This is a genomic window from Mucilaginibacter limnophilus, from assembly GCF_004005815.1.
Taxonomy (GTDB): domain Bacteria; phylum Bacteroidota; class Bacteroidia; order Sphingobacteriales; family Sphingobacteriaceae; genus Mucilaginibacter; species Mucilaginibacter limnophilus.
This window is the reverse complement of record NZ_SACK01000006.1, coordinates 76010-89851: the sequence shown is the minus strand read 5'-3', so window position 1 is coordinate 89851 and position 13842 is coordinate 76010. Positions and strand designations below refer to the sequence as shown.

The window sequence follows — 13842 nt, the reverse complement described above, 5'->3', positions numbered from 1 at the left end:
ATATTATTGGCATTATATCTATTTCCAATGGAACCACCAATTACCATCTGATTCCCTATCTACTGTTTCCTGCGATTCAAAACCGATATGAACATGATTAATTCCTTCCTCGGGATAGTCATTATCCCGCAAGACAAATCTTAATTGCTCATTTAAAATAGTATTTTGTTCAAGTGAAGCTTTCATTTTATCAGACTTAACACATATCCAATACACTAAATGCTTAGGATGAATATCAAATGAACCATAATGGGTTATCCAATAATTTTCAGTACAATATTGCTTAACAAGCTGTTTAATTTGAACTTCAATTGCAAGTACTTTTTGTTTAAGATTAGCCATCCTTATTTGATTTCTCCCTGAAATACTTATAAATCTTCACTGCCGACATAATGATAAGGGCGAATAGCACCAGCCCTATTAAACCGAATATCCAATTCAAAGAGCTTTTTAACACCACAAGGAAAACTATAGCGAATAGAAAAATAGTAGCCACCTCGTTCCAGATGCGCAACTGGGTTGATGTCCACTTGAACACGCCGTTACGCATCTGTTTCATTTTACTTTGGCAGATGTGATGATAGGCCACTAATCCTAAAACAAAAGTAAGTTTAATGTGCATCCAACCTTGCTGTAACCAGGCTGGCATTAAAATGAGCATAGTTATACCCGCTGCAATCGTTATGATCATGGAAGGTACAGAAATAACATACCACAACCGCCGCTCCATTATCTCGAACTGCCTGGACAGGATACTTTTTTCAGGCTCAGGCTTTTGCTGTGCCTCGGTATGGTAAATAAACAAGCGCACAATATAAAACAGCCCCGCCATCCAGCAGACTACAAAAATGATGTGTATGGATTTAATATATAAATAGTAGTCCATGCCCCCTAACCCCCTGAAGGGGGAATAAAAGTTATTATATTAAAAGCGCCCGTCGGTCCCCCTTAGGGGGTTAGGGGGCTTAGTATCTGTATTCCTTCACTACTTCAATAGCGTACTTCACATTATCAAACGGGATATCAGGCATTATGCCGTGGCCCAGATTGAAGATGTAGCCGTCTTCGCCGCGCATGCGGTCGAACAGGCGGTGGATACGCTCTTTAATTACTTTTCTATCAGCATACAAAATATGCGGGTCAAGATTGCCCTGCACGGCAATGCCTTGAGGCAGACGTTTTTTCATATCAAGCAGATCAACATTCCAGTCGATAGAAATAACATCCGGCTTAGCCTCGGCCATTAGCGGCGCGAATACTGAACTGCCTTTACAGAAGGATATCACCGGGATATCCTTACGGTTCAGTTTGCTGATAATTTCGGTAATATATTTATGCGAAAACTCTTTGTAATCATCCCATGCTAAAGCCAGTGCCCAACTGTCAAATATCTGCACGGCGTTTACACCGGCGGCTATTTGCAGGTTCAGGTAATCGGCAGTAACAGTCGCTATTTTTGAAAGCAGTCGGTGCGCCAGTTCAGGTTCGTTATGCAGTAAAAGCTTGGTGCGTTTAAAATCTTTTGACGAACCGCCTTCAACAAGATAACTCATTACGGTAAATGGCGCGCCGGCAAAACCTATCAGCGGGATACTGCCGTTAAGGCGTTGCTGAATTACTTTAATAGCATCGGCTACGTATTGCAGCCTGTCCATCACGTCTGTCTCCAGCGCATCAATATCGGCGGCGTTGCGTACCGGATTGGCAAACCGCGGACCAACACCTTGTTCAAAGCTCAAATCGCCACCCATGGCCTCGCCGGTAACCAAAATGTCTGAAAAAAAAATAGCGCCGTCGATACCCAGCAGGTCAACAGGCAGCATGGTTACATCTGCGGCGATTTCGGGCGTTTTGCACATTTCCAGAAAAGAGTACTTGTTTTTTATCTCCCAGTACTGTGGCATAAAGCGGCCTGCCTGGCGCATCATCCATACCGGCGGGCGTTCTGTGGATTCTGAAAAAGCGGCTTTTATTAATAACGAATCTCTCATATTATGCTCGGCATTACTTATCAATTTTGTCATTTCGACGAGGAACAAGGAGAAATCTTCTGCGACAAGTTCTTTGAGAAGATTTCTCACTATCGTTCGAAATGACATTGATTTAATTATGCCATATTTAGTGTTTTTTTAATTCTTTATGCAGCGTGCTTAATACCTCGCGCATTTTTGCTGTAATACTGTCTTTATGTTTATCGGCCAAACCAAGGTAAGCCTCGGCCTTTTCATAATTGCCGTTACGTATACTGATGTTAGCTACATGTACCAACGCGGCCACATGGTCGTTAACCGATCGTAGCGGATATTGCGCGGCAATTTCATAGTGCCTTTCAGCAGCATCAAACTCACGTTTTTGCAGGTTGATACCTCCCATTATAAACTCGTAAAAGCCGCGGCGCTTCTTGCTTAAATACTCAGGATTGCGTACCTGACGCAGCAGCTTTTCAGCTTTGTCATATTCTTTATGATGAAAATGGCGGGCGGCCAGTACAATGGTACCTTCCTTGAAATATCCCCAAACCAGGAAACCTGTCAGCAGCAATGCTACGGCCGCAAGTTGGTAAGTATGCTGGTATATAAAGAAAGCTGCCAGCGCCAAAAACATCAGCGAAACAAATACACGCGCCTGGTTAGTGAACATTACTAATGGTTATCGGTAAACTTGTAACCCACACCACGAATAGAATGGAAGTAGACCGGGTTTTTCGGATCGGGTTCAAAATATTTACGAAACGTCAGTATAAAGTTATCAATAGTACGGGTTGACGGGTAAACGTCATAATTCCAAACGGTTTCCAATATCTGCTCGCGCGATACAGCCTCGTTACGGCGCTCAATCAATAGCTTCAGCAACATGGTCTCTTTTTTTGTAAGCGGCGTTATAGATTCATCTTCGTTAACCAGTTCGAACGAGTTGAAGTGGATGGTTTTCTCGCCTATTTTGTAGCTGTTAAACTCTTTCAGGTCTTCACCTTTAAGGCCGCGCTTAACCAGGTTATTCACCCTTAAAATCAGTTCTTCAAGGTTGAAGGGTTTGGTCAGATAATCATCAGCCCCTTTTTTAAGACCGGTGATTTTATCCTCGTTGGTGTTCTTTGCAGTAAGGAACATAATGGGCACCTCGCTGTTCTCCAGCCTGATGGTTTCAGCAACCACAAAGCCGTCAATTTCGGGCATCATTACGTCAAGTATCACCAGGTTAAAGCGCTCTTCTTTAAACAGCTGAAGCGCCTTTTTACCATTTTTTGCGGTTGATACTTTGTATCCTTCCAGTTCAAGGTTTAGTTTTATAGCCTCTAACAGATGTTCTTCATCTTCGGCTAACAGAATTCGTTTTTTGTTTTGCATGTGTTTATAATTAATTACCCGAACACAACCTCAAACACACTGCCCGACGGTTTATTATCCCTTACTTTTATGGTTGCTTCGTGTTTATCAAGTACTTGTTTTACTATGTACAACCCCAAGCCTGTACCTTTTGTGTTGCGCGTATCTTCGCTGCCAACACGATAAAACCGTTCAAAAATACGGCTTTTCTCGGCATCGGCTATACCTATGCCATGATCGGCTACTTCAAGGCAAATTTTGCCTTCCTTTTTAAACAGCTTTACGTCTAACGACTGGCAAGGTTTCGAGTATTTTACCGCATTCTCAATCAAATTGGTAACTACAGATGTGAGCGCGAATTTATCTCCCGTGATCTCTATTTTGGGTTCAATCTCAGCGTTAATGATCTGCTGGTTGCAGTCGCATTTACTTATCTGAAGCCTGTTTACAATATTGTCAACCAGGTTTGACAGGTTAAAAGTAGCTTTCGGGAAACTATATGAATGATTTTCAATCTTTGATGCCAGCAGCATGTTCTCTACCATATCGTCTAAGCGCTCAATGTCGTTTAGAGATTTGTCGATAAAATCAAGTACCTGCGCTTTGGTAAGATCACGCTTTTGTATGGTTTGCAGTAATAGTTTTATAGAAGCCAGGGGTGATTTCAGTTCGTGTGTTACCGAAAGCAGGAAATTCTTTTTTTGCTCGTGCAGCTTAAGCTCTTTGTTTAACGATTTGTGCATATAATACGCGCCAAGGAAGAACACCAGCAGGAATATCGACCCTTCGCCCATGATCATTCCAAAGCGTCCGGGTTGTAGTTTAAACAGCATATATCCCCACCACGACAGCTGTGCCAGCGCATAGATGATGATAGCGTAAAATATTACTAATGATCTTTTCATATTCCTTATCCTCTGAAAACCAGATCTAAACTATCAAATATAGCACGTTTTGCCTTTTCAAGATCAACTTTTGTATGGGCCGATGATACAAAGCCAACTTCATAACCCGACGGACCAAGATAAATGCCGCGGTTAAGCAATTCGCGATGCATGATCTTGAATTTTTCCATACTCGCCGGATCAATATCCTCAGCCTTGCGAATATCTTTATCAGTAAACGCAAACCAAAACATTGATCCAATAGTAAACACCTTAAATTTATAGTTGCGTGCTGTTGCAAAACGCTGTATGGCTTCGGCAAACTCTTCGGCCTTGGCATTAAGGTCCCGGTAAAAGCCACTGCGTAAAAGCTCTGTTAACTGTGCAATGCCTGCACCCATAGCAACCGGGTTACCCGAAAGCGTACCTGCCTGATAAACCGGACCAACAGGTGAAATGGTATCCATAATTTGTGTCGAAGCACCATACGCGCCTACCGGCATACCACCGCCGATGATCTTGCCGTAAGTAATAATGTCGGGTTTAATGCCATAGTATCCCGCAGCACCCTCGAAGCCCAAACGGAATCCTGATATCACTTCATCAAATATCAGCAGCGTACCGTTTTGAGCTGATATTTCACGCAGGTATTGCAGATATTCTTTATGCTGAAGCAATAATCCGTTGTTTGCCGGAACAGGCTCGATAATCACAGCGGCTATCTGATCTTTGAATTCTTCAAAAGCTTTTTGCAATGCTTCTTTATCATTCAGGGCGATCACAATGGTTTCATCGGCAAAAGCCTTAGGCACACCTGCCGATGAGGTTTCACCAAAAGTAACCAACCCCGATCCTGCCTTTACCAGCAGCGAATCTGAATGACCATGATAGCAGCCTTCAAACTTTAATATTTTATCACGCTTAGTATAACCGCGCGCCAGCCTGATGGCCGACATCACCGCCTCGGTACCCGAGCTTACAAAGCGTATCTTTTCAATAAATTTATTATGTTTCAGGATGAGTTCGGCCAGTTCATTTTCAAGCGCTGTAGGTGCTCCAAACGAAATGCCGTTCTGTATCACCTCAACAACTTTTTCACGAACCTTAGCGTGATTATGCCCTAAAATAAGCGGTCCCCACGAGCAGCAGAAATCAATAAACTGATTACCATCAGCATCCCAAACATGACAGCCATCGCCTTTTTCAATAAAAAGCGGCGTACCGTAAACCGACTTGAACGCCCTTACCGGTGAGTTTACTCCGCCCGGAAAGTAGGTCTTGGCTTTTTCATATAGCTCAGCCGACTTTTCCCTGCTGATATCAGGTTTACCCGTTGTGTTCACCGGCTCGTTCTCGTCTCCTGAAAATATCTTTTTTATTGAATCGAACATATATGCTGTTGAAATTCTAAATGCTAATTTCTAAATTCTAATGTTTTATTCCTTCGTGATTGCAAGGAACGAAGGAATCTTTGAACTTTTCATGCCGATTTGCATGTGTAGAGATTGCTTCGTTCCTCGCAATGACGATTATTATTCGTATGTTGTTACAACCATTTATTAACCAACACCTCTTTGGCATGGTACGTTAATATCGCCGTTGCCCCTGCACGGCGGATGCTGGTGAGCACCTCGGTTACGGCACGCTGCTCGTTAAGCCAACCTTTTTGCACAGCGGCTTTTAGCATGGCATATTCGCCGCTTACGTTATAAGCAGCTATCGGCAGCTCAGTATTATCTTTCAATAGTTTAATCACGTCCAGATAAGCCAGGGCCGGTTTTACCATTAAGAAGTCGGCACCTTCCGTTTCATCCAGGTTGGCTTCAATTAAGGCTTCGCGCTGGTTGGCAGGGTTCATCTGGTAGGTTTTCTTATCACCAAACTTGGGTGCCGAGTTTAACGCATCCCTAAAAGGTCCATAAAAAGCACTTGCGTATTTAGCCGTGTACGACATGATAGACACATGCTTAAAGCCATTATCGTCTAACACCTGCCTGATGTAGCCTACCCTGCCGTCCATCATGTCTGACGGGGCAATGATATCAGCTCCGCTTTGCGCATGCGCCAGGGCCATTTTGCCCAGTACCTCAAGCGTTTCGTCGTTCAGTATTTCGCCGTTCTCCACGATACCGTCGTGCCCGTCACTGCTGTATGGATCCATCGCCACATCAGTTACTACGCACGCTTCCGGGAAATTGGTTTTAACCGCGCGAATAGCACGCAGGTAAAGACTTTCATCACGGTGACTTTCAGTTGCGTATTTATCTTTAAGTTCTTCGCTGATGTTCGGGAACAAGTCAAATGACTTTAAGCCCAAATTCATGCAGCTTTCTACCTCACGCAGCAAATTATCTATCGAATACCTAAAAATACCGGGCATTGATGATACCTCGGTTTTCTGGTTCTCGCCCTCAATTATAAATAAGGGGAAGATCAGGTTAGCCGCCGAAACATGCGTTTCCTGCACCATCTGCCTAATCACCTCGCTTTTCCTGTTTCTTCTTGGTCGTTGTAGCATAGCTTCTGATCCATAGTCCATAGTCGATGGTCCATGGTAATTCCTGTTTTATAATAATGTTCTATGGTCTATCGACTATTGACCATGGACTAATCTATATCCCAAACACCGCCTCGGCCAGCCCCACTTCGTCTGGCGAGAAAGGAAGCGTATATCTAACACCCATTTCTTCAAATTTCTTTCCTGTTGATTTACCTATGGCCACTACCTTTTGGTTTGGCTCGAGCAGGTTATCAACAAAGTAAGCATCGACGTTTGACGGGCTGGTAAACACCAACACATCGGCAGCCGTGGCTTCCACATCTTCTTCCAATACGGTTTCATAAACGGGCAGGTCGATGATCTTGGTATCAGCTGATAATCCCTGATGTATGCTGCGCATTGGGCTTGCCGCACCCGGGAATGTTACGTTAGTTCCATTAGCCAGTTTAGCAAAATCGGTTGCCACCTCAGTGGTATCATTGCTTTCACCTGTAAACTCTGCAAAATAACCGTGCCTGCGCAGCGCGTCTTCAGAACCTGAGCCCATTACTCCAAATTTTACTTTTTTAGGTAATTGCGGCTTCAAACCGAAGAAATAATCAACCGCGTTACGGCTGGTGAAGAAAATCCAGTCGGTATCGCGCAATATGTACGGATCAAGCTTGGTAATCACCGGCACAGTACGTATCAGCGAACGTGCCTCAATCTCAATATTATGTTTTGCAAGCGCTTTACGGAAATAGCTATTTTCCGATACCTCACGTGAAATGAATACCTTTTGAGGAAATTTTCTATCCTTACCAAATTTAGCAACTACACGCTCGGCAAGTCCTTCTGTGTTGTCAGTCTCAATAAAAAGTCTGTCAGGGAAACCTTCGCCATCGTCTGCTTTGGAGGTAAATACCTGGTATTTATCGTCGTCTTTACGGCAATAGCAGCCTAAAGGCAAATGGCAACCGCCGCCGAAAAGTTTCAATACTTTACGTTCAACAGCCAGTTCGTCGGCCACATCCTGATGGTGCAGCGCCTGTAACGCCTGGTAAAGTTCGGTATCGCTTTCGCGTATTTGTATCGCCAAAACGCCTTGTGCAGGTGCCGGTATAAATTCAGTTGGCGTAAGTTCTTCTACATGGAATTCGCTTAGATCAAGTCCCAGGCGATGCACACCGGCCTTGGCCAGCATAATAGCGTCGTAATCTTCATCACGAAGCTTGCCAACACGGGTGGGTACGTTACCTCGCAGGTCTTCAATCTCAAGGTCAGGGCGCAGAGCCAATAGCTGCGCTTTGCGCCTGTTTGAGGATGTACCCACAATGCCGCCGTATTTAACCGACAGTTTTTGACGCACATCAACACAATCTTTCAAGATCAAAAGCAGTTCAGAAGGATCTTCCCTTTCAGACACGGCGGCGATGATAAGCCCAGGCGGGTTTTCGGTAGGCAGGTCTTTATGCGAATGCACGGCCAGGTCAATGGTACCGGCCAGCAGTTCTTCTTCCAGTTCTTTAGTAAAAAAACCTTTGCCTTCCAGTTTGTCAAAACTCAGGTTGAGTATGCGGTCGCCCTGTGTTTTAATGATCTTCAGTTCGGCGTTAATATTGATAGCGGCCAGACTGTTTTTAACAAAGTTTGCCTGCCATAGCGCTAGTTCGCTTCCGCGAGTACCTATTGTAAGTGTTCTTTCCAAAAGAATTTTATCTGTTTGAAGCGCAAAGTTAATTTTTTACGGGGATGATTTAACTAATTATTAAGGATATGAAAATAGGCTGACGTATTGACTTATTTATGGATGATTAAGCTTTCCCGAATTTTTATTATATTGCGGTATGAGGTATCCCCTGCCCCTTTTTATACTGTTTTTGGCAGTGGCCTGTACAGGTCCGACAAAGCAATTGAATAAAACAGCGCAGCATAATGCCCAAAAATACTTACAAAACTATCTTACTGATTTTTCAAGTTACAAGCCTGTTTCGTTCAGCAAGCTCGACAGTATTATGGAGTCGCACTTAAACAACGAAGAGTATATCCGTCTGGATGATTCTGTTATGGAGATGGAAGCAATTCGTTTCAGGGATATGGGTGAGGATTTCAAGCTATACAAACAGCGCGAAACAACCGGCTGGTACACAAAAAAACAGAATAATTTTAAACATCTTCAAGACAGCATAGCCCGCAAAGTGAAGCCTCGCTTCTCGGGGTATAAGCTTGAACACGAGTTTATGGCTGCCGATACAACAGGCAAAAGCACACTAAACAATTATATTTTTTGTTTCGACGAAGAAGGCAGGTTATTGAAGGTAATAAAATAGTTTAGGCCCTTTTGCTACGCATGGCCTTTACATGTTTCAGGTTTTTGTCTGTAGCAAATATTTTGTATTCTTCGGACTCTACCGGATATATGGCCACTTTACCTTCGGCGTTGCTATGTATGCCCCAGCCATAACGTTTTCCTAATGGCGACGAGCGCAAACAGGGCTGTCCTTTTGAAAAAAACTTTTCCCTTTCATCCGCTTCATCCTTTTTAGTGATGTGATTTTTAGCAGCATATACACCAAATACCACATCGTCTGAAGTATAATGATACGGATGCTCGATCAGCATGTCAAACTGTAAAGCGGCTACGGTTTTATTGTCGCCTTTTTGCTGCGGTATTTCGGCGGCGGTTACGCGGCAATCGTCAGCCACTTCAATAAAGGTATCGTAATAGTTTGTGGTATGCATATTCCTCAAAAATTTAAATCACAACACCAACTGTTCAAACAACTTCTGCAATTTCCCTTCCATTTCGCTGCCGCAAAGGCCCGGATGTACCTTTGATGCTTGTACAACTGTGCTCCTTGAAGCTGTTAGCCATCTGAAACGTGATGCCATATCCAGTTGTGCAATTGCGCCGCCTTGTTTGCTGCCAAGGCATATTTGTTCAAAGGCTTGCAGGTGCTCTTTTATCTCATTGATATCCAGTTCGGGCGATAGCGCGAGCAGGCGGCTTTCGTTCACTTCGTATTTGAATTGAAGAAATTTCTTTTTAGAGCAAAAAAGTATTACGCCCACGTTAATGAACTCCTCGCGCTCTACCCTGGGTACAACGCGTATCACGGCATATTCAAACAGGTCAGGCCCTTGCACGCTGCACCTCCTTTACAAAAACTTCCGACGCGGCTATGCGGCGTGTTAAAAACTGGTAATACACCTCACGGCGTTCTTCAGCATCATCCTCACTTAGCCAGTCGGAAGGTATCAGGTTAACAATCGCTTTAATTACTTCCGGTGTAAGTATCGCTTTAAACTCTTTGTCAACAGTTTCTATTTCGCTTGCGCACGATAGCAGTACGTGGTCTTTTATCTGCACAAACGGACGCATGGCCTGTTCTTCCCAATTATCCCACGAATGGTGAAAATACAATGCCGCACCATGATCTATCAACCATAACTCTTTATGCCAAACCAGCATATTGGTATTGCGGGCTGTGCGGTCGACATTGGTAAGCAAGGCATCCATCCAAACTATTTGTGATGCGGTTTTTTCATCAACCTGTGTAACTACCGGATCAAATGTAATAGCGCCCGAAAGGTAATGCAGTGCCAGGTTCAATCCAACGCTGGCCTTCAGCAGGTCCTGTATTTCTTCATCGGGTTCGGTACGGCCGAAGGCGGTATCAAGGTTGGCAAATACCAGTTCGGGCACTTTAAAGCCCAACTTGCGTGCAACCTCACCGCCAATCAACTCGGCTATCAGGGCTTTTAACCCCTGCCCCGCGCCGCGAAATTTCAGCACATACAAAAAATCATCGTCTGCCTCGGCTATAGCCGGCAGCGAGCCGCCTTCGCGCAGCGGAGTAACGTAGCGCGTAACATTTACGGTTCGTAATTCGGGCTTAAAAATGCTCATTTTATTATACTGCAATAATAAGCATCGGCATTTGCATATCATAACCGTGAGGCTATTGAGCAACAATGTGAAGAACTCAACAAAAAAGTAACAGTTAAGCAACGGTGCAAACTTTCAAAATATGAGGTATTTAAATTTGCACCACATCACAAACACCTATTGAAACGCATCTTATCCCGGGTACTGCACCCGGGATTTGTTAAATGATTATTAACTTTTAATTTAGAGCCGTAATGAAAACCGCCACCTTATTCACCTTATCACTATTATGCTTTGTTTTTGCCGCTAATGCACAAAATCAGGCCGTTAACAGTTCAAAAAACTGCAGAGTGGGCAAAATGCTTGATGCCCCCGAAAAAACTATCGAGAAAAAAATTGTTAAGATCAAAAAAGTCCGGTCGTTGCTGTTCGAGGCAATTACTGTAACCAATGCAAACGCGGGTATTACTGAAAGCGGCCTTAGGATATCGGGCACTACCGGCCGTAATTATGCGCCGCTCATGTCGGCCTATATTGATGCCGTTGAACTGGATGAGTTTATCCAGGCACTCGACAAAATGATGGTTAATACCATTGATGTAGAGGCGCCGCAAAACAACGTTGAATACAAATACCAATCGCACAGCGGCTTTTGGGTAAAAGCATATAATGAAAAGAAACTTTTAAGCAAAACAAAAGCCTGGCATGTAAATGTAAAGCTGGTTGAGGGTCTGCCGCAATCAGAATACCTGTTTGATACCGACGACCTGATTGATTTTAAAAGCGCTGCCGAGCAAGCCAAGTCATTACTTAATTACCAGGTAGTTACCGCAACAAAATAATTACTTTTCAATTGTAAGGATTTATGTAATAAAGCATTAGCTTTGATACATACTTATCAAACAATCATGAAATTATTATCAGCTATCGCGCTGCTGTTTGTTTTTACGGTGGCTTCGGCGCAGGACAAAGGCATGCACTTTGAACATAACCTTACCTGGGCACAAATAAAAGCTAAAGCCAAAGCCGAAAAGAAATACATATTTGTAGATGGCTTTACCACCTGGTGCGGCCCCTGCAAGTACATGGCAAAAGAAATTTTTCCGCTGGAAGAAACAGGAACATTTTTCAACGCCAACTTCATAAATGTAAAAGCACAGCTTGATACTACCGCTAACGACAGCGAAGAAATTAAAAAATGGTACCAGGACGCGCACAACCTGATGGTTGACTACCAGATACGGGCTTTCCCTACCTACCTGTATTTTAACCCTGATGGCGAACTGGTACACCGCGCGCTGGGTTCAACAAACGCGCCGGAGTTTATTAAGTGGGCTAAAAACGCGCTGAATCCGAAAACGCAGTATTACTCTATGAAAAAAGAGTACGCAGCCGGTAAAAAAGATACCGCTTTTCTGCATGCATTGGCATTGGCATCACAACAAGCTTATGATGAGCCTTTTTCATCAGAAGTAGTTAATAAATACATTGCAACACAATCTAATTTATATAGAGCCGATATCATTGGCATGCTTGCATCGGCTACTAACAAAACCACAGATCCGGGCTTTAAAGTATTTACTGAAAATCCTGAAAAGGCCGACGCCTTTTTACGCCCCGGCACAAGCGCCAACATTGTGAAAAGTATAATTGGCAAAGAGGTGCTACCATCATTGATTTACAAAGAAGGCAATACTTACAAAGACAATATCGACTGGGAAAACGTAAAAGCAACGCTTCGTAAACAATATCCTGCATTTGGCGATGAGATAGCACTGCCGGCGCAAATAAATTATTACAAGCAAACCCAGAACTGGCCTAAGTTCAGCGAAACTGTATCAACTTATTTAGCGGGCCTTGGCGCAAAAGCAAATCCAAGTGTATTGAACAACTATGCATGGGCGGTTTTTGAAAATTGCGATGATGTTGCCTGCATGAACAAAGCGCTGGCATGGTCGAAACAAAGTCTTAGCGGCGAAGCTGCAAATGAGCCCGGCTTTATGGATACTTATGCCAACCTGCTGTACAAGCTGGGCAAAAAAGATGAAGCCATAAAAGTTGAGCAGGAAGCAGTGGCTAAAGATCCATCGTTACAGGGCACGCTCGACAAAATGAAACAAGGAAAGCCAACCTGGGATTAAAACTTATTTACTAACCAATATACCAAGGCCGCGCTTAGCGGCCTTTTTGTTTTATGTATATTTGCCGATTGTATGACAGAAAAACCCTTTCTACAAGCCGTAGGCATAAGCAGAGTATTTACAGGAACACACCATGAGGGTGGCGTTAAAGATATCACCTTAAACATAATCCCCGGTAAAATAACCGCTATTATAGGCACCAGCGGCAGCGGTAAAACTACATTGCTGAAGCTGTTGTTCGGTTTGTTATCGCCCGAAAAAGGGAAAGTTTTGTTTGAAGGCGAACGCATTTGGGGACCCGAAGAAAAGCTGATACCCGGTCATGACGCTATGAAAATGGTTACCCAGCATACCGACGATTTAAACCTGTTTGCCAAGGTATGGGATAACATCGCAGTACTGTTGCCAAATACTGACATAGCGACAAAACAGGCACGTACTGAAGAGGTGTTACGCCAACTTAACATGTTGCACCTTGCCGATAAAAGGGTGTTTGATTTAAGCGGCGGTGAAAAACAACGTGTTGCCATTGCCCGTGCAATTGCCACCCGGCCAAGAGTGTTACTGCTTGACGAGCCGTTTAACCAGGTAGACGCTTCTTTTCGTGAAGGATTACAGCAGGATATCAGGCAAATAGTTGCCGACACAGGGCTGACGGTAATTATGGTATCGCATGATCCGGCGGAGGTGCTTTCAATGGCTGATGAACTGATTGTACTGAAAGATGGCAAAGTGCTCGAAACAGGTAGTCCCAAACAGCTGTATCAAAACCCGGCTAACTTATATACGGCGCAACTGCTTACCAATTGCAATGTGTTAAGCAAGGCAGACGCTAAGCTGCTTGGCATACATGCGAAAAAAGAAACGGTGGTGATTTATCCGCATTACATTGATGTAAGCGGCGGCTGGGCGCTTAACCGCTGGGTTGTGAAAAATATATTGTTCAAAGGCTTTTACGAAGAGTTGGTGCTGGATCATGATGGTATCACCGCCAGGGCCTTTAACAAAGAGCAGGGCAAGTTTAAAGCCGGCGACAAGGTAACCCTGAAAGCGTGGGGCTATCTGGAGTATTAACATATCCTGCCTCGATGTGAATAATTCATTGCTTATTTTTTTAGCAAGC

General features: G+C 43.8%; 16 protein-coding genes. 4 read left to right on the top strand and 12 right to left on the bottom strand.

Going from position 1 to position 13842, the window contains the following annotated elements; translation table 11 throughout:
* Window positions 1-18: 18 nt before the first annotated feature.
* The 9 genes from EOD41_RS13870 to hemC form a co-directional block, all read right to left on the bottom strand.
* Window positions 19-342, bottom strand: a complete 324-nt coding sequence (locus EOD41_RS13870) for a hypothetical protein (RefSeq protein ID WP_127705918.1) — start codon at window positions 340-342, stop codon at window positions 19-21.
* The gene (gene hemJ, locus EOD41_RS13865; protein ID WP_127705916.1) at window positions 335-886 is read right to left on the bottom strand and encodes a protoporphyrinogen oxidase HemJ; all 552 of its coding nucleotides are present in this window, start codon (window positions 884-886) and stop codon (window positions 335-337) included. The genes EOD41_RS13870 and hemJ overlap by 8 nt, the downstream gene beginning before the upstream one ends.
* 79 nt (window positions 887-965) lie before the next feature.
* Entirely contained in the window at window positions 966-1991 is a 1026-nt protein-coding gene (gene hemE, locus EOD41_RS13860) for a uroporphyrinogen decarboxylase (RefSeq protein ID WP_127705914.1), read from the bottom strand.
* A 127-nt stretch (window positions 1992-2118) separates the two neighbouring features.
* Entirely contained in the window at window positions 2119-2640 is a 522-nt protein-coding gene (locus EOD41_RS13855; RefSeq protein WP_127705912.1) for a tetratricopeptide repeat protein, read from the bottom strand.
* A gap of 2 nt (window positions 2641-2642) precedes the next feature.
* Entirely contained in the window at window positions 2643-3347 is a 705-nt protein-coding gene (locus EOD41_RS13850) for a response regulator transcription factor (protein WP_127705910.1), read from the bottom strand.
* 14 nt (window positions 3348-3361) lie between these two features.
* Window positions 3362-4231 (bottom strand): sensor histidine kinase, encoded by an 870-nt coding sequence (locus EOD41_RS13845; RefSeq protein ID WP_127705908.1) that lies wholly within the window; start codon window positions 4229-4231, stop codon window positions 3362-3364.
* Window positions 4232-4236: 5 nt separating this feature from the next.
* Window positions 4237-5601, bottom strand: coding sequence for a glutamate-1-semialdehyde 2,1-aminomutase (hemL, locus tag EOD41_RS13840; protein WP_205780564.1), 1365 nt, complete (start codon window positions 5599-5601; stop codon window positions 4237-4239).
* Between the two features lie 155 nt (window positions 5602-5756).
* Window positions 5757-6728, bottom strand: a complete 972-nt coding sequence (gene hemB / locus EOD41_RS13835) for a porphobilinogen synthase (RefSeq protein WP_127706264.1) — start codon at window positions 6726-6728, stop codon at window positions 5757-5759.
* 94 nt (window positions 6729-6822) lie between these two features.
* Window positions 6823-8397: a hydroxymethylbilane synthase gene (hemC, locus tag EOD41_RS13830; RefSeq protein ID WP_127705906.1), complete on the bottom strand. Its 1575-nt coding sequence runs from the start codon at window positions 8395-8397 to the stop codon at window positions 6823-6825.
* Window positions 8398-8536: 139 nt separating this feature from the next.
* On the opposite strand from hemC, the gene EOD41_RS13825 reads away from it, so the two are divergent.
* Window positions 8537-9019, top strand: a complete 483-nt coding sequence (locus EOD41_RS13825; RefSeq protein WP_127705904.1) for a hypothetical protein — start codon at window positions 8537-8539, stop codon at window positions 9017-9019.
* A 1-nt stretch (window position 9020) separates the two neighbouring features.
* Here EOD41_RS13825 and EOD41_RS13820 read toward each other — a convergent pair whose 3' ends face one another.
* From EOD41_RS13820 to EOD41_RS13810, 3 genes are read right to left on the bottom strand one after another with little or no spacing between them, the layout of a single operon-like run.
* Window positions 9021-9431, bottom strand: coding sequence for a DUF6157 family protein (locus EOD41_RS13820; protein WP_127705902.1), 411 nt, complete (start codon window positions 9429-9431; stop codon window positions 9021-9023).
* 18 nt (window positions 9432-9449) lie between these two features.
* The gene (locus EOD41_RS13815; RefSeq protein WP_127705900.1) at window positions 9450-9836 is read right to left on the bottom strand and encodes a DUF3037 domain-containing protein; all 387 of its coding nucleotides are present in this window, start codon (window positions 9834-9836) and stop codon (window positions 9450-9452) included.
* Window positions 9823-10599 carry a HipA family kinase gene (locus EOD41_RS13810; protein WP_127705898.1) on the bottom strand — a complete coding sequence of 259 codons (777 nt, stop codon included), beginning with the start codon at window positions 10597-10599 and terminating at the stop codon, window positions 9823-9825. Before EOD41_RS13810 ends, EOD41_RS13815 begins: the two co-directional genes overlap by 14 nt.
* A 233-nt stretch (window positions 10600-10832) precedes the next feature.
* On the opposite strand from EOD41_RS13810, the gene EOD41_RS13805 reads away from it, so the two are divergent.
* The 3 genes from EOD41_RS13805 (at window position 10833) to EOD41_RS13795 (ending at window position 13793) form a co-directional block, all read left to right on the top strand.
* Window positions 10833-11420: a hypothetical protein gene (locus EOD41_RS13805; protein WP_127705896.1), complete on the top strand. Its 588-nt coding sequence runs from the start codon at window positions 10833-10835 to the stop codon at window positions 11418-11420.
* Window positions 11421-11486: 66 nt separating this feature from the next.
* A complete protein-coding gene (locus tag EOD41_RS13800) occupies window positions 11487-12719 on the top strand; it encodes a thioredoxin family protein (protein ID WP_127705894.1) in 1233 nt (410 codons plus the stop codon).
* 72 nt (window positions 12720-12791) lie between these two features.
* Window positions 12792-13793, top strand: coding sequence for an ABC transporter ATP-binding protein (locus EOD41_RS13795; protein ID WP_127705892.1), 1002 nt, complete (start codon window positions 12792-12794; stop codon window positions 13791-13793).
* Window positions 13794-13842: the final 49 nt, after the last annotated feature.